Here is a 19788-nt window from a genome sequence, read left to right on the forward strand (position 1 = left end):
TCTTTTTTAATCCATCCATTTCACTAATTTCTTAGAAATTAATAATAAAACACAACCTAATACAATTGCCACAGCGCCAATAACTGTGAATACTTCAGCGTATCCAAGTGAAGTTGTGAAGCTTGCAAGTTGTCCGCCTAAAATGTTGGCGATACCTGAACTTGCTAGCCATACACCCATTAGTAAAGATGCTAATTTTACCGGAGCAAGCGCACTAACCATTGATAGTCCGACAGGTGATAAGAATAGCTCACCTAACGTATGGAAAAGATACGTAAAGACGATAAATAGTAAGTTTGCTTTTTCTGTAATGTTATGTTCATCACTACCTGTTTTTAATGTAGCGATAACGAGAATGATATAACCGATACCGAGCAAGATCATCCCAAGTCCCATTTTAGTTGGGATTTTTAAATCACCGCGCTTGCGAGTTGCAAGTTTTGCCCATAATGCAGAAATGACTGGAGCAAGCAAAATAATAAATAATGGATTGACCGATTGGAACCAAGATGTTGGAACTTCCCATCCGAACACAGAGCGGTCTACAAATTTGTTTGTATATAATGTTAATGAGCTACCAGCTTGTTCAAAGCCAGCCCAGAAGAAGACAACGAAGCATGTTAAAATGACGATAACTGCGGTACGTTGTTTTTCTTTTTTTGTTAATGGTGTATCTCCTACTGATGGTTGTCCAGCAGCTGTTTGTAAATCGCGAGTTGGTTTTTTACCAATATTACCAAGGAAGCGATTTGATAGTGTTGTAAATAAAATTTGTCCAATAATCATTCCGATTGAAGCGGCTAAGAAACCGTAACGGAATCCGTAATGTACAACGCCATCAACTGTTGTTTTGAATAAATTTTCTGATAAAAATCCGCAAACGAGTGGAGCTAAAAATGACCCGACGTTAATACCCATATAGAAAATGGTAAATGCACTATCACGTTTTGGATCGTTCTCTTCGTATAATTCTCCAACCAGTGTAGAGATGTTCGGTTTGAAGAATCCGTTACCGATAATAATAAGCGCTAATCCGAGGTATAGGCCTAATTGGTTTTGCAAGGCAAATAGTGTAAGGTTACCGATTGCCATTGTTATACCACCAATTGTGATCGCTTTTCGTCTACCTAGAAAACGATCTGTTAAGTATCCACCAATCATTGGTGTGAAATAACAGGCTCCAGTGTAAAATCCGTAAATAGAGAGTGCCCATGCGGGACTAAACCCAAGACCACCGCTTACTAAAGCTGTCGTTAAATATAATGTTAATAATCCTCGTAATCCATAGTAACTAAATCTTTCCCACATTTCTGTAAAGAAGAGTAAGTATAAACCTGGAGGATGTTTCTTTTTTCTTTGTTGTTCTCTTTCTAGTTGTATCGTTGATTCCATTTTATTTTCCTCCTGACACAAACAAAAACAAAGTTAATAATTTTGTACATTTAATATTTTACCTTATTAACTATTATAAGTCAATAAAGGTTGATTTTTCAGAAGAAATTGGAAAAGGGGGATAGCTATAGAAGGGGTGTTTCTTTTGTGATAGACTATGGACTATGTTTTCTTTGTAAGGAAGCAGGTTATTGTACTTTTTTTATATGTGGAATTGATTTCATAAGAGATAAAATTAAAGAAGGAGAAAGAAATGAAATTGTTACAGAAAAAAGAAATTTTACTTATTAGTCTTATGTTATTTTCGATGTTCTTTGGAGCAGGGAATCTTATATTCCCACCTTTTCTTGGATATGAAGCAGGAGAACATGTGTGGATTTCATTAGTAGGATTTATTATATCAGCAACAGGTCTTCCTATATTAGGTGTTATCTCTATTGCAAAAGCAGGAAGTTTTCAAACGTTAGCGGGTAGAGTTCATTCTTCATTTGCAATTATTTTTCCATGTATCGTGTATGTATTTATTGGACCTGGGCTTGGTATACCACGTGCGGGAAGTTTAGCCTTTGAAATGGGGCCAGGTCAGTTATTCCCTGAAGCAGGAAGCGGAGTATTATTGTTTTATACAGTTATTTTCTTTAGTATTGTTTATTGGTTAAGTTTATCACCATCTAAGTTAATGGGTTTGTTTGGGAAAGTTTTAACACCATTATTATTATGTATGATTGCCATTATTTTTATAAAAAGTATGTTTACATCAGTAGGTGGCGTGAAAGAGGCTGCGGGGAATTATGGACAAGCTCCTATGTTTCAAGGATTTTTAGATGGATATTTAACAATGGACGCGTTAGCTGCTTTAATTTTTGGAATTGTGATTGCAAATGCATTACGTGCAAAGGGTATTGAAGATGATAAAGGTTTAGCGAAATATATGAGTATTGCTGGAATTGGAGCAGGACTATTATTATCTATTATTTATGTCATCCTTGGATATGTGGGGGCAATTAGTGGCTCATTAGGAACATTTGATAACGGTGCGAAAGTGTTAGCACAAGTTATGATTACATTATTTGGACAGGGCGGAGTCGTTTTATTAGGTCTTATTTTTACTATCGCTTGTTTATGTGTTTCAATTGGACTTGTTACGTCTTGTAGTCAATTTTTTGCGAGTGCATTTCCGAAAGTATCTTATAAAGTGTGGGCATTTATAGTAAGCGTTGTTAGTATGATCTTAGCTAATTTAGGATTAACGCAAATTTTAAAAGTATCAGTACCAATTCTTGGATTTATTTATCCAATTGCATTAACGCTTATTATTCTAGGGTTATTCCATAAGTATATTGGGAAGTATGCATACGTATATGCAGTAACTGTTTGGTTTGTAGCGATATTTAGTGCAATTGATATTTTAAATAAAAATGTAATGATGAATCAGTGGACGTCAGTATTAAAATACATTCCATTTTATACAGAAGGTGTTGGGTGGATAGTTCCAGCTATTATAGGCGTGTGTGTTGGTGTCATCGTTAGCATTGTTCTAAATAAGAATAAATGAGTAAAAAGGTGTTTTCCTATTTTGGGAAGGCATCTTTCTTTTTTTGGAAAAAATACTATTGAAAATGAATAGACTAAGAGTATGATAAAGATAATTGGTAATATATAGGTTTAATGAGAGTTACGAATAAGGGGGTAGCGTATGAAGAAGGATTTGGATAAGAAAATAGAAGCACTCGAAACGGCAATTGAAACAATTCAAGAAGCACTTGCTGAATTAAAAGTGAAGCAAAGGGAAATAGAAGTAGAGAACGCTCAGCAACATGTTAGTAAGGAAAAGAAAGAATATATTGAAACGGTAATGGAGGAAAAGCCAAAAGAAGAAATAGTTACGATAAAAGAGCCTGTGCAAGAATATGAGGTAAAACAAGTAGATATATCTGCTTTTAAACCAGAGCCATTTAATATTATTAAGTTTTGTCAAACGTGGTTACCGCGTGTATTTGTCGGTATTATGTTGCTTGGAGTGATCTGGTTATTTAAAGCAGGGGTAGATGCTGGTTTATTAACACCAGCAATACGAATTGTGTTTGGTATCGCATTATCTATCGGTTTGTATTATATAGGAGATATTCAAATTAAAAGAGAGCGGCAGGCGTTAGGATTAGTATTGGTTGGAGGAAGTATTTCGGGGATTGTTTTAACGACGTTTGCGGCACATTATTTGTATGCATTTATTCCGGCAAGTATCGCGTTTCTCTTTAATATTGCATGGGTTATTTTAGGGATTTATTTAGCGAAAAGATATAACTCGGAATACCTTACTATCTTCGTAGCGGTAGGAGCGTTCTTCGTGCCATTCTTGTTAAATAGTACGACTCCTAATCCTTATATTTTCTTTGGATATGAGACAGTGTTAACACTTAGTTTATTATGGTATGGATTGAAAAATCGTTATAAATATTTATATATGATTTCTTACGCTGTTGCGGCCATTGTTCTTTTTGTCTTCTTTGCTGTTATGTCAATATTATTAGAGAACTTGCAAATACAGTTAACGATTGTATATGGTTTGATTCATTTACTATTATTTTGGCATATGTTTACGGAGAGAAGTTTTATACCAGAACCGCGTTTGGCGATATTTAGTGCGAATGCAGTGTTCTTTATACTAGCTATTTCAAAAATACCTGATTTTACAACATGGGGATTAATTATTAGTGCACTCGTGCATGCCGCTATGTTCGTATTTGAATATAGGAAAAATAGACATTCTACATTTACAAATCTCTTATTTGGTTTCGCAATGGGAGCATTTAGTTTAGCGATTTTATACGAGTATAGTTTAGTGAATGCAGCGATCGTACTATTGTTACAAGGTTTCCTCGGTATGGTTACTTCTATTAAAGGAAAACAACAGATAAAGTTGTATGTTAGTGCAACGATTTACGCAATTGGAATGATACAGACGATTTTTAGCCCGTTTGATCAATTTATTTCGGCAGGTTTTGTTGCTCATCTTATTTTAATAGGAACGTTCTATTATTGCATGAGACAGGCGAAAGAAGTGTTAGCGAGTTTTGGTAAGTATGTGTACTCTATAGCACTCTACTGGTTAATGGTCATTGTATTTATTACAATCACTAGAATTGGTGAAGTTCTTTCTACAGATGGAAGTATAATTAGCGTATCTGTATCGTTATTATGGATGATATATGCGTTATTTGCAGTTTGGTTTGGCCGTTATAGACAGATGAATGAAATATTATATGCTGGATTAATCGTATTAGTAGTAACGGTAGGGAAGTTATTCCTACTTGACTTACCAGAGGTATCGATGATGATTAGGGCAGTGTTATTCCTAATCGTCGGTAGTATAGGTATCGTTATTTCAAGAATGTTTTTCTCGAAGGAAGAGAAGTGAGAAGAAGGCAATCCATGTATGGATTGCCTTTTTCATTATTTCTTATTAATCGTTACAGTTTCATTATATTTCGTTGTTGTATTTTGGCGTAGACGAAGAGTTGCTTGTCCAGTTGTATTTGAATCAATCTGTACATTTACAACTTTCTCAGCAGAGCCTAAGCTGTTGGTTGTGAAAGAGAAGGCACTACTATATCCAAAAGCAGATGGCCAAGTGCCGTTTGTATTTTGAATTTTTGCTACTTGTGTTCCACCAGTAGTGAATATACCTAAAGAATAGTTGTTATAAGTTGTATTAGGTAGTAAGTTGTTTACTTGAATCTTCATTTGGAAAATTTCATTGTTTGGTAGAATGCTAGGGTGTGTAACGACGTAGTCGCTTGTTGTTACCGCACCGTTATAACCGTATGAACCTGGTTTAAAAGTATTTGTATTAAACCATTGATAACCTGCATTTGGTGCACTCCAAGGTTCAGGTTGTGGTTCTGTTGATAAGCTTGGCTGTTCAAATGTTTGTAGAGCTGTAGGTGAATCAAGCTGTAAACCATTTACTTGATCTAAACTTGTAAATGTCTCTTTATTCGATAACCAATTTACGATGTTTTCTAATAAAATCGCATCGTTTTCTTCTTTATAACCATCGTAAGTTTTCTTTGTTTGGCCAGAATCTTCACGAACGTACTTTGGCGTAGCATCTTCAACAGGAGAAGAGTCACCAATAAAGGCAGCTTTTCCAAGTCCTACTTTTGCAATTGCAGCATATGGGCCTTCTGCAATACCACCGCCATTATAAACGCCACTATCAACAGCGTTATTCCATTTTGATGGATTTTCTGGAAGGTAAACAAGTCCTTTTGCTAGTTTTGGGTTTGTAATTGCTAGAGTAGAACCAGCATGCATTGCTACAGAAGAAACACCTTTTGTAATTCCGAAAGATTGTTCAGGCGATACAATTGTTTTCGCTGAAACATCACCAAGTGCATTGTAGCGGAAGCGAATACCGAAGTTGTCAGATAGCCAATCAGAGCTTTCTACTCCTTGCATAGCTTGTGAATTTGCTTCTTCATTAGACATTCCTTTTGCTGGATTATCCCAAGCACCGCGTCTATATCCATTAAATACTTCAGAAGAGTCCCAGCGATTTTTATTACGATCTGCATTGTAATGATCGGCAATAAAGAAGATACTACCGCCATTTTTTACATATTGTAACATAGCGTCCTGCTCAGATTTTTTGTAAGGAATATTAGCTTCTGGAACGATAAATACATTGTAACCTTTTAAGTCTTCGTACGTAATAGGTGTTGATTTACGAAGTTCTTTTACGTGATAACCGTTTTTTGCAATGCCGTTTCCGAAGTCAGAAAAGCCGCCGTCAATAACCCAGTCAGCTGTCCCAGCAGTTTGACCGTGTGTATTATCGAATAATACTTTCTTCCCATTGTTTTGATTTACAACTTTTGCAGCAATTTCAGGAGCTGGGTCTACAGAGCTTTCGGCATAAGTAGACGGTATGAACGAGGTCCCTATACTTAGTGTAATTGCTGTTGCTAAAGAAAATGTAATCCATTTTTTATTCTTCATAGAAGAATCCCCCTAATAATAAATATATGTGCTTTAATAATGTAATTTATTTTTCTGTAAAAATAAAGACGGAAAACATAAAAAATATTAAAAGATTGTAAAAATACCGTGAATTTTGTTGAGAAATATTTATATAGATATAAAAAAAACCTTCCAAGTAATAAGGAAGGGGTTTTTGCTTAACTAATTTTTGAGTTAGGTGTTTCATCAATCTTATGAAACCCTTTCATGTAATATACGATTGCTAAGCCGATAAGCCAAATTGGGCCGACAATCAATGCAATTCGTGTATCTTCTGAATACGCCATTATACCTAGTACTAATACAAGGAAAACGAGTGAGAAATATGAGCTTAATGGGTATAAAGGCATTTTATACGATAACTTTTGTTTATTTTGAGTAGGTAAGCTTTTACGGAATTTAATTTGAGCGACTAATATAATTCCCCAAGTCCAAATTGCGCCGAAAGTTGAAATGCTAGTAAGCCATGTAAATACCTTTGCAGGTACGAGATAGTTTAATATAACACCAATGAGTAAAACGATAGCAGTTGCTACAATTCCTTGGCTTGGAATGCCATTTTTATTTAAACGACCAAATCTTTCAGGAGCTTTTTTCTGCTGAGCTAATGTAAATAGCATACGGCCTGTACTAAATAAACCGCCATTACAAGAAGAAAGAGCTGCTGTTAATACGACAAAATTAATAATACCTGCTGCTTTTGCGATACCAATTTGCTGGAATGTTAATACGAATGGGCTTCCTTTCTCACCAAGTTCGTTCCATGGATAAATTGCCATCATAACGAATAGAGCTCCTACGTAGAACAGTAATATTCTCCAAAACACGTTATCAATTGCTTTTGCGAGTGTTTTCTTCGGATTTTGAGCTTCACCAGCTGTAACACCGATTAATTCAACGCCTAAATAAGCGAATAGTACCATCTGCATGGAGAGTAGTAACCCAGAAAAACCATTTGGGAACCAGCCACCATGTGACCAAAGGTTTGAAATACCAGTAGCGATACCACCGTTTCCGAATCCGAATAAAATAATACCAGCTCCGACTACTATCATACAGATAATTGTGACAATTTTAATTAGAGCAAACCAAAACTCAAGTTCTCCAAATACTTTTACCGATAAGAAGTTAAAAGCGCTCATTAACAATAGAGCAAGTAACGCCCAAGTCCAGCGCGGGATATCTGGGAACCAGTACTGCATGTAAATGCCAGCTGCTGTAATTTCAGCCATACAAGTAACCACCCATAAGAACCAGTAATTCCAACCAGTAATATAACCAGCGAGTGGGCTGATATAATCATATGCATATTTACTAAAAGAACCGGCAACAGGTTGTTCAATTGCCATTTCCCCGAGAGCTCGCATAATGAAAAAAATAACGAGTCCGGCAATCATATAGCCTAGTAAAATAGAAGGACCGGCTAGTTTAATCGCGGAAGCGGATCCTAAAAATAGCCCAACGCCAATAGCTGAGCCCAGTGACATTAAAGTAATATGTCGTTCTTTTAAACCACGATTTAAAGTTCCAGATTTGTTTGTGTGCTGCATAAGAAGACTCCCCCTTGTAGAGTGAACGATATTTGAATGCGTTTACTAAATATTTAACTATTTCAAATTATAAAACATTTCTATCTGTTATGCTACAAAAATAATCATAATGAACTGTACTACATCTGTACTTGTCAGACTTAAACTTAAAATTCGAACTATTAGGGAATATGTTGACTCTTCTTTTTATTGATTGTTAAGATTAAGTATTATATTTTCTCACATACTAGTAAGAAAAAGAATGTGTGATAATAATTCAGGTGTAGGAAGGGTACATAAGCATGTTTCAATTACAAAAATATAACACTTCTGTGAAGCAAGAGTTTTTAGCTGGCATCACAACTTTTTTTACATTTGCGTATATTCTTGTCATCAATCCAAAAATATTATCTGATGCAGGTGTACCATTTGACCAAGCGTTTACAGCAACAATTATTGCAACCGTTGTTGGAACAGTAGGTATGGCGATTTTCGCGAATTACCCGATTGTTATTGCTCCAGCTATGGGAATGAATGCATATTTTGCTTATTCTGTTGTACAGAAGGCAGAAGGGATTACATATGTAGTTGCCTTTTCAGCTGTATTTGTGACGGGGATTATTTTTCTTTTATTATCTTTTACTTCGTTTAGGCAAAAGTTAATTTTAGCAATTCCTGATAGTTTAAAGCATGCAATTGCAGGTGGAATTGGACTATTTATTGCTTTTATTGGATTGCGCCTTTCTGGAATTATCGTGGATCATCCATCTAATTTAGTTACGATTGGTGATTTTCATTCTCCAGCTGTTATTTTAACTTTAATTGGTTTAATATTAGCGGCGGTATTAATGACATTACGTGTGAGTGGTGCATTATTTATTAGTATGATTGTGACAGGAGTTATCGCCTTCTTTACAGGGCAATTGAAGTTTGCTGATAAAATTGTGGCGATGCCTCATTTGCCAGAGGGTATTATCGTTTCAAACCCAATCAATGCATTTTCAGATGTAATTGAATACGGATTATATGGTGTTGTATTTTCATTTTTACTTGTACTTTTATTCGATACAACAGGTGCATTACTTGGTTTAATTAAACAAGCAGGTTTAATTACAGACAATACAGAGAAGCGTTTTGGTAAAGCGTTTATTGCAGATGCAATTGGCGGGACTACAGGTTCTATCTTTGGAACAAGCCCAACAGCAGCGACGATTGAATCGTCAGCAGGTATTGCTGCAGGTGGTAAAACTGGATTAACAGGGATTGTAGTTGTTGGTCTAACAATTATAACGGCATTTTTTAGTCCTGTTATTGCTTCTTTATCAAGTGTAGCCGCTATTACAGCTCCTTCGTTAATTATAGTAGGTAGTTTAATGGCACAAAGCATTCGAGATATTAATTGGAATGAATTTGAAGATGCGTTACCAGCATTTTTAATTTTTATAGGTATTCCGTTAACATCTAGTATTGCAAATGGAATCGCAATTGGATTTTTAGTATATCCAGTCTTGAAAATTGTGAAGGGTAAAGGGATGGAAGTACATCCATTACTATACTTATTTGCATTCTTATTTGGATGTCATTTATTCTTATAATATAAATATAGGAGAGGGCCTTCTTATGGGAGGCTCCCTTTTTGTGTATAATAAAGTGAAACTATAGGCAGTAGGGGATATCCTCACTGTGTATTAGCCCGCACCAATTGGGATAAGGTGAAAACTTAATTGATTTCGTAAAATATAAATTACTTAATGGAATATATATGTTACAATAGAGGTAGAGGAGGAACATGAATGGCTGTAAGTAAAATAAAAGTCGCGCGTGTTCAGTTAGATTTAACACAGCAACAATTAGCAGAAAAAGTAGGCGTTACAAGGCAAACGATTAGTTTAATTGAGAAGGGGAAATACAATCCATCTTTAGATTTATGTTTAAAAATTTGTTATGCAGTAGATAAAACGTTGAATGATTTGTTTTGGGAGGAAAAGGAGTGGTAGGATGAAAATCGTGAAAGATGAACGTTTAATGATTGAAGGGTTAAAACATATTAGATTAGCTTTCATCTTACAAAATATCGTCATACTAGCTATCGTCTTTTACCGCTATGTCTTGCAAGGGGCAGGATATGAAAATGTTTCGGATTTATTAATGGTATTTATGGGCGGGATAATAATTATTAACTTTTTAAATCTGAAAAATTCAGTGGAAGTGTATGAGCATACGGGCGGAGTGTCGCGTCGTTATTTTATGAAGCTATTATTCATTCCGGTGGGTATTATTATTGGGATTTTAGCTATTTGTATCGTTGTAACACCAGATATTTCGATAAAGGAAATTAGTATGACAGGACTTATTATGTTTGCTTGTTTTTTAGTTCCAAGTTTGTTTATATACATATATATGAAAAAAATAAAAAGAGAAGATTGAAATATAAGAAAGGCTTTCCTATATTGAGGAAAGCCTTTCTTATATCTTTTTATACAAAACTTTATGAAGGCCAATTGGTTCAATTTCAAAAATTTCACCATGCTCCTGAAAGCCTAATCGCTTGTAATAGTCAGTTACAGTAATTCGGCCATTACACCATAGGATGTTTGCTTTTCGTTCTTTTAAAACTTGTTCTGCCTTATGAATTAAGGAGCTTCCAGCTCTTTTGTTCCGAAAGTTAGGTAATGTTGCCATTCCTCGTAGTCTATAATGGATACCATTTTGTAAATCAGGATATATTTCTTTTGAGAAGGAAGCGATGCTAATCAACTCAGCGTTTATAAAGGCGCCTAAGTGGAATGTGTCTTTTTCGTAGTCAGAAGAGTATTTACAGTCTGCTAGGGACTGATTTGGACGCAACACCGCTTGGCGTAATAAGTGTGTCTCGGATGCATCAATATATTGCACAGTAATCATGTTATCATCCTTTCTTATAAACCTTTTTCTATAAGTTGTATAAAGAAGTATGCAGGTGCAGCTAGAAGGCCGAGTATACTAGCGGTTCCGAGGAAGAGTGAAAGTAAAAGGCATGAGTATTTAACTCCAGTTGATTTTTTCCAACCATAGCTGCAAATTTCAATGCTAACACCGATGAGAATAATGGCGATGAGTACTTCCGCTAATAATAAGAGAGCTAAAGTTACAATAGACATAATGTAATCCATCCTCATAATATGTGATAGTAACATTTTACCATATGAAGTTAAAAAAATGCCCCTCAATTATGTGAGGGGCATTTTTTACTCTAATATGTTTTTTAGTGTATCGATATGTTCTTTTGAACCTGTTACAAGTAATGTGTCACCGTGTTGTAGTCTTGTATCACCATGTGGTATTAATGCTTTGTTACCGCGGTAGATTTGAATGACAAGCACATCACCTAAAAATGGGAGGCGGCGAAGCGCAACGCCGTTATATTTATTGCTGCGCAGTTCAACTTCGCGTACTGTTTCGTTTGCTGTTGTAATTAAGCGAACGAGACTAGGTTTATCAATAAGCGCACGTAATAAAATACGTGTAGAGTTAATTGTTGAGAATACAGCGATATGTTCTTGCGTTGCTTTTTCTTGTAGAAGTGGATCTTCTACACTTGCAATAACATGTTCAACACCTAGCTCTTTTGCATGTTCTGCCAATAATAAGTTTTGTTCATCATCACTGGTTGCAACAACGACGCGATCTGCATCAAATGCTGTTTGTTCAGTTAATGATGCGATTGTGATGTCATCTAATTTTACGATAGGGAAGTCATGCGATTTCGCTTCTTCATCATTTATTTTGTTTTGACGCATCATATATAGCGTTACGTCATAATCTTCTCGTTTTAAATCTAGTGATAACGGAAGGGTAATTCTGCTCGCGCCAATAATAGCTACTTTTGGTTTTGGTGTTTCTACTTTTGGGAACATTTTTTTAAACAATATAGGTGCAAAAATACAAGTAATAACTGCGCTTAAAATAAGAGAGGCAGATAAACTTGGACTGATAATCCCCAGTTTTTCACCAATTTGTGCAGCCGCAATAACTAAAGAAAGTGTCGATGTTAATAAAATTGCACTTCCAAGTACTATATTACGTGGATACCATTTTCGTAAGACGAGTGATGGTAAGAGTTTTGAAATAAAGAGTCCTACAATTAAGATTGGGATCATTAGCATGCTAGAAGGTTCTTTGAAAATAGACCATACCTCTAGATTTACACCAACCATTACGAAGAAAATAGGGATGAAGAAACCATAGCCGATGGAATCAAGTTTTTCAACCATATCTTCATTTGGTGATAATAACGATACAAGTACACCTGCTAAGAAGGCACCTAAAATATTTTCTGCTCCAACAGATTCCGATAACCCTACTAATATTAAAATGAGTGCAAAAACAGCTCGTGTATCAATTTGTACACTACCAGCTTTTAAACTATCTAAGTATGGAATGTTTTTAAAGCGTTTTGCAATAAAGTAAATGACAATACCAGCACCGAATAGAAGAAGTAGGAGCCACATACTTTGGCCGCTTTCGGAATTTAATCCGACGAAAACAGCGAGTAAAATCATTGTAACTAAGTCTGCAATAACAGCAACTAATAAAATGATTTGTCCGATTGCAGTTTTTCCTAGGTTGTTTTCTTTTAATGTTGGTACAACAACACCTAAAGAAATAGTTGAAATAATTAAAGTCATGAACATTGCATTATCTACAAATCCTAGCCATACGAATAGTAATGATAGGGCATAAGATAAGATGAAAATAAATAAGAAGATAATGCTTGCTACTTGAAATGTATTTGGCTCGTTTGTCGTATTTTTTTTCCCTTTTTGTTTAAAGATAGAAAAATCAATTTCTAAACCGCTTAAGAACATGAGGAAGATAAATCCTAATGTTGATAAAACTTGAAGCCATATATCTGGCTCAATAATATTAAACCCACTTTTACCTACAAAGATTCCTGCAATAATTTCTGCAACGACAACAGGAAGTGCTTTTAATTTAAAGCGTTGTAACAAAAGGGGAACGAAAAACGCGATTGCAACGACAACCATAAGTGATAGAACAGAAGTATGATGTTCCATTGCGTTCTCTCCCTTCAAATAAATATAGTACCTATTTAGCCATATAATAGGTAGAAAAGCAACGCATATGGATTCGATTTCATAAAGAAAGATTTTTCTTAACATTTGTCATAATAAGTATATTTTTCATGATTCTGTTGTTAATTCCGTAATGTGGATGTAATAGGGGAGGGGATAAAAAAAGACTGCTGAGGAATCTCAGCAGTCTTTTTCATGTACATTACATTGAGAAGAAGATCCATACAGTTAAACCAACTGTTGCAGTTGCAACGAAGAAACTGTATATCATTGTAAGAATTTGAACTCTTCCTTCTCCTTCTTTTAAATGCATGAACATAATTAATTGTAACAATGCTTGCGCAACAGCCATTATGATAATAGTTGTTAAGACTGTTGAAAGTGGCAATGTTGTGTAAAGTGCCACGTATAACGCTAGAAACGTTAATGCAAGCGATAAAATAAATCCGAAAACGTGTGACCAAGGGAATCCGCTATGCGCATGCCCGTTTGCTTGATTGTTGTTTTGAGCCATTTACGCCACCATCCCGTTCAAGTAAACTAGTGTGTAAATAAAGACCCAAACTAGATCAAGGAAATGCCAGTATAAGCTGATAATGAATACTTTACGAGCTGTAACTGGTGTTAAACCTCGTTTTAAAATTTGGATAATAACACAAGTTGCCCAAATGATACCGCCTGTTACGTGGGCTCCGTGCGTTCCAAGAAGAACGAAGAATGCAGATAGGAAAGCACTTGTTTGAATTGTTGCGCCTTCACCGATGTACATAATGAACTCTTCGATTTCAAAGAATAGGAAACCTGCACCTAAAAGTAATGTAAGGATGAACCATCCAAGCATTGCTTTTTGGTTGTGCTTACGCATTTCGTGAATTACGATACCACATGTGAAACTACTTGTTAAAAGTAGTAATGTTTGAATTAAAAGCGTTTTAAGTTCAAACAGTTGCGCTGGAGTTGGGCCATCTGCCGTACGACCAGCAAGGACTAGATAAGAGGCGAAAAGTGTTGCGAACAGCATAATTTCAGCCCCAAGAAAAATCCAGAATCCTAGGATATTCAATCTGCTTTGTTCGGATTGATATTCCAAAGGTAAGCTTTTATCTAAAGCCGCCATGTCATTTCACCTCTCATGCTATATGTTCTGTTTCTTTAATTTCATCAACACTTACGTAGTAGCCATCATCATAATCGAATGAACGATAGATTAAGCAAGCTAAAATACCAACGCCGCCGATTGCTGCAAGCCAGAACCAGCTAAATACTAATGCGAAACCTGCAAGACCGAAGAATAAAGACGCAATAATAGGCACACCAGAGTTACTTGGCATGTGAATTGGTTTGATATCTTCTGCTGCTGGTGTAACTGTTTCTCCGCGTTTTTTCATGTACCAGAAAGCATCAGCTTCTTTGATTTCAGGAAGTTTCGCGAAGTTGTAATGTTGTACAGGAGATTGAGTTGCCCATTCAAGTGTACGGCCATCCCATGGATCTCCAGTTGTGTCACGTTCACCGTGACGTGCACTCCAAATTACGTTGTAGCAAAGAAGTAGGAAGCCAATACCCATCATTACCGCACCAACAGATGCGATTTGGTTTAGCCATCCCCATCCAAGACTTTCAGAGTAAGTGTACATACGACGAGTCATACCGTCTAAACCTAAGAAGTACATTGGGAAGAAACAGATGTTGAATCCGCTCATAAAGATCCAGAATGTCCATTTACCTAGGCGTTCATTTAACATATGACCAGTCATTTTTGGATACCAGAATGTGAATCCAGCAAGCATAGCGAATACTGTACCTGCGATTAATACGTAGTGGAAGTGAGCGATTAGGAAGTAGCTGTTATGGTATTGATAATCAGCTGCTGCCATTCCAAGCATAACCCCTGTAACCCCACCGACTACGAAGTTTGGAATAAATGCCAATGACCAAAGCATTGGAACTGTAAAACGGATACGTCCTTTATACAGTGTAAACAACCAGTTAAAGATCTTAACCCCGGTTGGAATCGAAATCGCCATTGTCGAAATCGAGAAGAATGAGTTAACCGCTGGACCTGCACCCATCGTGAAGAAGTGGTGAAGCCATACGACGAAACTTAGTAAAGAAATTGCAACCATTGAGTATACCATCGCACTGTAACCGAATAGACGCTTACGTGAGAATGTACTAATGATTTCAGAGAAAATACCGAATGCCGGTAAAATAACGATATATACTTCAGGGTGACCCCATACCCAGAACAGGTTGGCCCATAACATCGGCATACCGCCGCTCGCCATCGTAAAGAAGTGAGCATCGAATAGACGGTCAAATGTCATTAATGCAAGAGCAACTGTTAATACTGGGAAAGCGAAAATAATGATAATTGTTGTAATTAAGATTGACCAAGTAAACATTGGCATTCTCATTAAAGTCATACCAGGTGTACGCATTTTTAAGATAGTAACAAGGAAGTTAATACCGGTCATTAGCGTACCGAGACCTGAAATCTGTAATGCAATTGCGTAGTAGTTATTTCCTACGCCTGAAGTAAACTCTGTACCTGCCATTGGGAAGTAAGAAGTCCACCCAGCGTCTGGAGAACCACCGATTACGAAAGCGATGTTGAATAACATTGCTCCGACAAAGAATAACCAGAAACTTAAAGCATTTAAGAACGGATATGCAACGTCACGAGCACCAATTTGTAATGGTACTACAAGGTTCATTAATCCCATAACGAATGGCATTGCCATGAAAAGAATCATTACTGTACCATGCGTTGTAAAGATTCCGTTATAGTGTTCAGCGTTTAAATAAGTTGTTTCTGGGAATGTTAACTGTGCACGGATCATTAAACCATCCATACCACCACGGAATAACATGATAACCGCAGAAATAATATACATGGCTCCGATTTTTTTATGGTCAACAGTTGTCAACCATTCGTCCCAAAGCCATTTCCATTTTTTATACTTTGTTAGTACGAAAATGATTGCTAATGTCACAAGAACGATAGAAGCGTCTGCACCGTAAATAATCGGGTCACCTGTGACAAAGAATTCATCAAGCTTCACTGTGTTCACTCCAATCTGTTGGAATAATAGCTATTATTTTTTGTTTTTGTAGTAGTTGTAATCACAATATTCAAGTGATTTTGGATCTACATAACTTAAGTGGTGACTAGAGAATGTCATACGACCAACTACACCAGGTTTAACAATTTCGTTGTACTTAGCTTCTGTTAGTTTAGGAGCAGTTTCTTGTACTTCTTTAACCCACTTGTCATATTTCTCTTTAGTTTTCGCTTCAACTTCGAACTCCATGTGTGTGAATCCTTCACCAGAGAAGTTCGCACTACGGCCTAGGTAAGAACCTGGCTTGTCAGCTTGTAAATAAAGATCCATAATCATGCCATCCATTGTGTACTTCATACCACCAAGTTCTGGTACCCAGAAAGCATTCATTGGGCCGACAGAAGTCAGTTTGAATTGAATTGGTACACCAGCTGGGATGTTTAAATAGTTAACGGTTTCAATTTTTTCCTCTGGGTAACTGAATAACCATTTCCAGTTTGCAGATGTAACATAAATTTCAACTGGTTTAATATGTTTGGACTCTTTCGGAACCTCTTCCGAAGCATAAGTTGCTTTTACTGTTGGAATCGATAATGCGATAACGATAATAACAGGAACAAGCGTCCAAATAATTTCTAGTAATGTGTTACCGTGTTGTTCAGGTGGCTCATAGTCCATATTCTCTGGTTTTTCACGATAACGAATCAAGATGACTGTAAACAGAATGAATACAATTGCGATAATTAATGACATAAGCAAGAATGACCAAACAATTAAATCATACTGTGCTTTTGCAACAGGTCCTTGCGGATTTAATACTGCGAGTTTTTTATCACAGCCACCGAGGAACAGAAGTAATGATAACGGAAGAAGCGAAGCCAACTTCCAAAACGCTTTCTTTAGTTGCACGATTGAAAATCTCCTTTCTCCTTGGATTGAAACTATGCCAATAAAACAATATAAACCTATTAATTTATAGAAGGCAATAGTTTTTGATATATTGTTAAAAAATAGACACAAATGCACACTTTTTAAGGTGAATATCATTTGTAACTTGATTACATTGTAAACTATTTTCCAGAGAAAAACGTGATTGTGAAAATTTTAAGATAAATAAAGTTATACCAGGATATCCAAGAAATAGAAAAAAGCTATCTTATCATAAGAAAGATAGCTGAATATTTCGTATATTTAGTTTATTTCTTGTGTGACAGTTCGTGGCTGTTCAAGTGTGACAACTTTTTTATATTTAACTTGGTATAAAATGTAACAAATAATCATAAATGGAATGCCACAATAAAGAGCAATTCTTTGATCTGGAATGAAAGCCAAACTAACAAATGTAATGAAATTAAGTGAGAACGCTACGATTGGAACTAGCGGATAGAGCGGTGTACGATATTTTAAATCATTTATGTCGCCACCATTTTTCACGAAATTTCTACGGAAGAAAAACTGTGAAGCGGCGATTGACATCCACACGACAACAGCAGCCATCGCTGCAATAGATGTTAAAACTAGAAAGACAGTATCTGCCGCAAATACACTTGTTAATAAGGAAAGGCTAGCGAAAATTAGGCTGAAAATTAATGCATTTAGCGGTACACCTTTTTTAGTTAATTTCGTAAATGCTGGACTTGCCATTCCTTGTTTTGCCATCGCCCACAGCATACGAGAATTTGCGTATAGACCAGAGTTAGCAACGGATAATACAGCTGTAATAATAACGAAGTTCATAATGTCTGCTGCATATGGGACACCGGCTACATCAAATACAAGTACAAAGGGACTTTCGACTAGATTAGCCTCTTGCCACGGGAGTAAACCTACAACAACTGATATCGCTAAGACGAAGAAGAAGAGAGTTCGCCAAATTGTATTTTTGATTGCTTTTGGAATTGTTTTTTCAGGATTTTCACTTTCTCCTGAAGCGATTCCGATTAATTCTGTTCCTTGGAAGGAGTAATTTACTGTAATCATCGTAAGAAGAACAGCTAATGCACCGTTTGGAAATAGCCCGCCATTTTCAGTGAAATTATGAAGCATTGGAGCTGGCTTTCCATTAAAGTCTAGTAGACCGAACATAACAGCGCCACCAAGTACGATGAAAATAACAATTGTTGCGACTTTTACACTTGCGAACCAAAACTCTGCTTCTGCATATGCTTTTGCTGATAAAGCGTTTACGAGGAAGAGCGCTGCTGCAAATGTAACGCACCAAATCCATGAAGAAACGTCTGGAAACCAGCGTTTCATTAAAATACTTACAGTTGTTAACTCTACGCCAACTGTAACAGCCCAATTTAGCCAATACATCCAACCGACAACAAATCCAAAACCAGGTGAAATGAATTTGCTTGCATAGCTTTGGAATGAACCTGCTTCTGGCATAGCAACGGATAATTCACCAAGACATAACATCGTTAAATACATAACAAATCCACCGACTAAAAATGCAAGAATAGCACCACCAGGTCCGGCATTATGGACAATTTGACCAGATCCCATAAATAGCCCGGTTCCGATAACACCGCCGAGTGCAATCATAAATAGGTGTCTACTTTTCATTGTTCGTTTTAAATCTGTTTGTTCAATTTGTTGATTCATATGCCCCTCACCCCGTATTTTCTTGAATGTGTGAACTTCGTTTTATTCTGAGTTTTTAATCATTAGTGGGGGATGCAACACACACTCGGTTTATTTACTATGAAATGAATGGAGTATGTAAAAAAACGAACTATGACTAAATACTCTAAGAATGTTTGTTAACATGGTGATATCTTCACCATGTTAACAATTTTGATTTTAGCAAAATATTCTGGAAATGTATATTTATTTTTCTTTTTATTAAAAATAATTAGAATTTTTATAATTAATTCTATGAGCGATAATTCACATGATCTTTCTAGCAAACTAGTAAGAAGAAGGGTACAATGATAAGAGTTGTGTCTGTAAAATAATAATTAATGGAGTTTTGTTTATAATGAAAAAGTTAAAATATCTTTTTGTTTTTGGGATTATACTTGCTGCTGCATTTTTTATAGGAAAAGATAAAATTATGCAAAAGGCGCAAGTTCTACGCTTAGAGTTTCTATCTGAAATGAAAGAAGCAGCTATGATTGAGGATGTTCCGTTTATTAAACAATTACCAGAATTACCTCGAGGATGTGAAGTGACAAGTTTAGCTATGTTGTTGCAATATAAAGGTGTACAAGTAGATAAGATGCAACTTGCTAGCGAAATTCATCGCGTTCCATTTGAACAAAATGGCGTACGGGGAAATCCTTACGAAGGGTTTGTTGGAAATATTTATACAAAGGCAGAGCCTGGATATGGTGTATATAATCAACCGATTTTTAATTTGGCAGAAAAATATGTTCCTGAAAAAGTAATTAATTTAACAGGTAGAGACATGCAAGATATATATAAAGTAATTAGTTCTGGTTCTCCGGTATGGGTCATTATTAATACGACGTTTAAGCCGCTAGCTGAAAGTAGTTTTGAAACATGGAATACGAGTTCAGGTGAAGTGAAAATTACATATTATGAGCATAGTGCAGTAGTAATTGGATATGATCAAAACTTTGTATATGTAAATGATCCTCTTAAAAATAATCCGCGTTTGGCTGTTCCGCGAGCAGAATTTGAGAAAGCTTGGGAGCAAATGGGAAAACAAGCAATTACTATTTTATAATAATGAAAAAG

At 36.0% G+C, this 19788-nt stretch carries 17 protein-coding genes; 6 read left to right on the forward strand and 11 right to left on the reverse strand.

Going from position 1 to position 19788, the window contains the following annotated elements:
• Positions 1-6: 6 nt before the first annotated feature.
• A complete protein-coding gene (locus tag ACS2FK_RS21865; protein ID WP_000446273.1) occupies positions 7-1392 on the reverse strand; it encodes a peptide MFS transporter in 1386 nt (461 codons plus the stop codon).
• Between the two features lie 253 nt (positions 1393-1645).
• Here ACS2FK_RS21865 and brnQ1 point away from each other — a divergent pair, with 253 nt between their 5' ends.
• Both brnQ1 and ACS2FK_RS21875 read left to right on the forward strand, forming a co-directional pair.
• On the forward strand, positions 1646-2947 hold the full coding sequence (gene brnQ1, locus ACS2FK_RS21870) for a branched-chain amino acid transport system II carrier protein BrnQ1 (RefSeq protein WP_023521188.1): 1302 nt from the start codon (positions 1646-1648) through the stop codon (positions 2945-2947).
• Positions 2948-3088: 141 nt separating this feature from the next.
• Positions 3089-4810: a DUF2339 domain-containing protein gene (locus tag ACS2FK_RS21875; protein WP_063546474.1), complete on the forward strand. Its 1722-nt coding sequence runs from the start codon at positions 3089-3091 to the stop codon at positions 4808-4810.
• A gap of 35 nt (positions 4811-4845) precedes the next feature.
• Here ACS2FK_RS21875 and ACS2FK_RS21880 read toward each other — a convergent pair whose 3' ends face one another.
• Both ACS2FK_RS21880 and ACS2FK_RS21885 read right to left on the reverse strand, forming a co-directional pair.
• The gene (locus ACS2FK_RS21880; RefSeq protein WP_000791513.1) at positions 4846-6393 is read right to left on the reverse strand and encodes a DNA-binding protein; all 1548 of its coding nucleotides are present in this window, start codon (positions 6391-6393) and stop codon (positions 4846-4848) included.
• A 179-nt stretch (positions 6394-6572) separates the two neighbouring features.
• Positions 6573-7964: an amino acid permease gene (locus ACS2FK_RS21885; protein ID WP_001164901.1), complete on the reverse strand. Its 1392-nt coding sequence runs from the start codon at positions 7962-7964 to the stop codon at positions 6573-6575.
• 281 nt (positions 7965-8245) lie between these two features.
• On the opposite strand from ACS2FK_RS21885, the gene ACS2FK_RS21890 reads away from it, so the two are divergent.
• The 3 genes from ACS2FK_RS21890 (at position 8246) to ACS2FK_RS21900 (ending at position 10370) form a co-directional block, all read left to right on the forward strand.
• Positions 8246-9538 (forward strand): NCS2 family permease, encoded by a 1293-nt coding sequence (locus ACS2FK_RS21890; RefSeq protein WP_023521191.1) that lies wholly within the window; start codon positions 8246-8248, stop codon positions 9536-9538.
• A gap of 198 nt (positions 9539-9736) precedes the next feature.
• Positions 9737-9940 carry a helix-turn-helix transcriptional regulator gene (locus tag ACS2FK_RS21895; protein ID WP_000301183.1) on the forward strand — a complete coding sequence of 68 codons (204 nt, stop codon included), beginning with the start codon at positions 9737-9739 and terminating at the stop codon, positions 9938-9940.
• A 1-nt stretch (position 9941) separates the two neighbouring features.
• Complete coding sequence (locus tag ACS2FK_RS21900; RefSeq protein ID WP_063546476.1) at positions 9942-10370, forward strand: hypothetical protein; 429 nt, start codon at positions 9942-9944, stop codon at positions 10368-10370.
• 39 nt (positions 10371-10409) lie between these two features.
• Here ACS2FK_RS21900 and ACS2FK_RS21905 read toward each other — a convergent pair whose 3' ends face one another.
• The 8 genes from ACS2FK_RS21905 to ACS2FK_RS21940 form a co-directional block, all read right to left on the reverse strand.
• Positions 10410-10847, reverse strand: a complete 438-nt coding sequence (locus ACS2FK_RS21905) for a GNAT family N-acetyltransferase (protein ID WP_023521193.1) — start codon at positions 10845-10847, stop codon at positions 10410-10412.
• A 14-nt stretch (positions 10848-10861) separates the two neighbouring features.
• A complete protein-coding gene (locus ACS2FK_RS21910; protein ID WP_071732208.1) occupies positions 10862-11119 on the reverse strand; it encodes a DUF4022 family protein in 258 nt (85 codons plus the stop codon).
• 51 nt (positions 11120-11170) lie between these two features.
• Positions 11171-13000, reverse strand: coding sequence for a monovalent cation:proton antiporter family protein (locus ACS2FK_RS21915; protein ID WP_063546478.1), 1830 nt, complete (start codon positions 12998-13000; stop codon positions 11171-11173).
• A gap of 220 nt (positions 13001-13220) precedes the next feature.
• A complete protein-coding gene (gene qoxD, locus ACS2FK_RS21920; RefSeq protein WP_000068425.1) occupies positions 13221-13532 on the reverse strand; it encodes a cytochrome aa3 quinol oxidase subunit IV in 312 nt (103 codons plus the stop codon).
• Entirely contained in the window at positions 13533-14135 is a 603-nt protein-coding gene (qoxC, locus tag ACS2FK_RS21925) for a cytochrome aa3 quinol oxidase subunit III (protein WP_000729314.1), read from the reverse strand.
• Between the two features lie 13 nt (positions 14136-14148).
• Positions 14149-16083 carry a cytochrome aa3 quinol oxidase subunit I gene (gene qoxB, locus ACS2FK_RS21930; RefSeq protein WP_000762374.1) on the reverse strand — a complete coding sequence of 645 codons (1935 nt, stop codon included), beginning with the start codon at positions 16081-16083 and terminating at the stop codon, positions 14149-14151.
• A gap of 33 nt (positions 16084-16116) precedes the next feature.
• Positions 16117-16992, reverse strand: coding sequence for a cytochrome aa3 quinol oxidase subunit II (locus ACS2FK_RS21935; RefSeq protein WP_001176165.1), 876 nt, complete (start codon positions 16990-16992; stop codon positions 16117-16119).
• Between the two features lie 282 nt (positions 16993-17274).
• Positions 17275-18690 (reverse strand): amino acid permease, encoded by a 1416-nt coding sequence (locus tag ACS2FK_RS21940; RefSeq protein WP_023521196.1) that lies wholly within the window; start codon positions 18688-18690, stop codon positions 17275-17277.
• A 376-nt stretch (positions 18691-19066) separates the two neighbouring features.
• Here ACS2FK_RS21940 and ACS2FK_RS21945 point away from each other — a divergent pair, with 376 nt between their 5' ends.
• A complete protein-coding gene (locus ACS2FK_RS21945) occupies positions 19067-19777 on the forward strand; it encodes a C39 family peptidase (RefSeq protein WP_000734491.1) in 711 nt (236 codons plus the stop codon).
• Positions 19778-19788: the final 11 nt, after the last annotated feature.

Source organism: Bacillus cereus group sp. BceL220 (genome assembly GCF_051776965.1).
Taxonomy (GTDB): Bacteria; Bacillota; Bacilli; order Bacillales; family Bacillaceae_G; genus Bacillus_A; species Bacillus_A cereus.

What these genes read in the sequence shown, in the direction of transcription:
- ACS2FK_RS21885 (WP_001164901.1), bottom strand. Translation starts at nt 7,964, where the DNA reads ATGCAGCACACAAACAAATCTGGAACTTTAAATCGTGGTTTAAAAGAA.
- qoxC (WP_000729314.1), bottom strand. Translation starts at nt 14,135, where the DNA reads ATGGCGGCTTTAGATAAAAGCTTACCTTTGGAATATCAATCCGAACAA.
- ACS2FK_RS21905 (WP_023521193.1), bottom strand. Translation starts at nt 10,847, where the DNA reads ATGATTACTGTGCAATATATTGATGCATCCGAGACACACTTATTACGC.
- ACS2FK_RS21940 (WP_023521196.1), bottom strand. Translation starts at nt 18,690, where the DNA reads ATGAATCAACAAATTGAACAAACAGATTTAAAACGAACAATGAAAAGT.
- ACS2FK_RS21945 (WP_000734491.1), top strand. Translation starts at nt 19,067, where the DNA reads ATGAAAAAGTTAAAATATCTTTTTGTTTTTGGGATTATACTTGCTGCT.
- ACS2FK_RS21865 (WP_000446273.1), bottom strand. Translation starts at nt 1,392, where the DNA reads ATGGAATCAACGATACAACTAGAAAGAGAACAACAAAGAAAAAAGAAA.
- ACS2FK_RS21915 (WP_063546478.1), bottom strand. Translation starts at nt 13,000, where the DNA reads ATGGAACATCATACTTCTGTTCTATCACTTATGGTTGTCGTTGCAATC.
- ACS2FK_RS21875 (WP_063546474.1), top strand. Translation starts at nt 3,089, where the DNA reads ATGAAGAAGGATTTGGATAAGAAAATAGAAGCACTCGAAACGGCAATT.
- qoxD (WP_000068425.1), bottom strand. Translation starts at nt 13,532, where the DNA reads ATGGCTCAAAACAACAATCAAGCAAACGGGCATGCGCATAGCGGATTC.
- brnQ1 (WP_023521188.1), top strand. Translation starts at nt 1,646, where the DNA reads ATGAAATTGTTACAGAAAAAAGAAATTTTACTTATTAGTCTTATGTTA.
- ACS2FK_RS21880 (WP_000791513.1), bottom strand. Translation starts at nt 6,393, where the DNA reads ATGAAGAATAAAAAATGGATTACATTTTCTTTAGCAACAGCAATTACA.
- ACS2FK_RS21900 (WP_063546476.1), top strand. Translation starts at nt 9,942, where the DNA reads ATGAAAATCGTGAAAGATGAACGTTTAATGATTGAAGGGTTAAAACAT.
- ACS2FK_RS21895 (WP_000301183.1), top strand. Translation starts at nt 9,737, where the DNA reads ATGGCTGTAAGTAAAATAAAAGTCGCGCGTGTTCAGTTAGATTTAACA.
- ACS2FK_RS21890 (WP_023521191.1), top strand. Translation starts at nt 8,246, where the DNA reads ATGTTTCAATTACAAAAATATAACACTTCTGTGAAGCAAGAGTTTTTA.
- ACS2FK_RS21910 (WP_071732208.1), bottom strand. Translation starts at nt 11,119, where the DNA reads ATGTTACTATCACATATTATGAGGATGGATTACATTATGTCTATTGTA.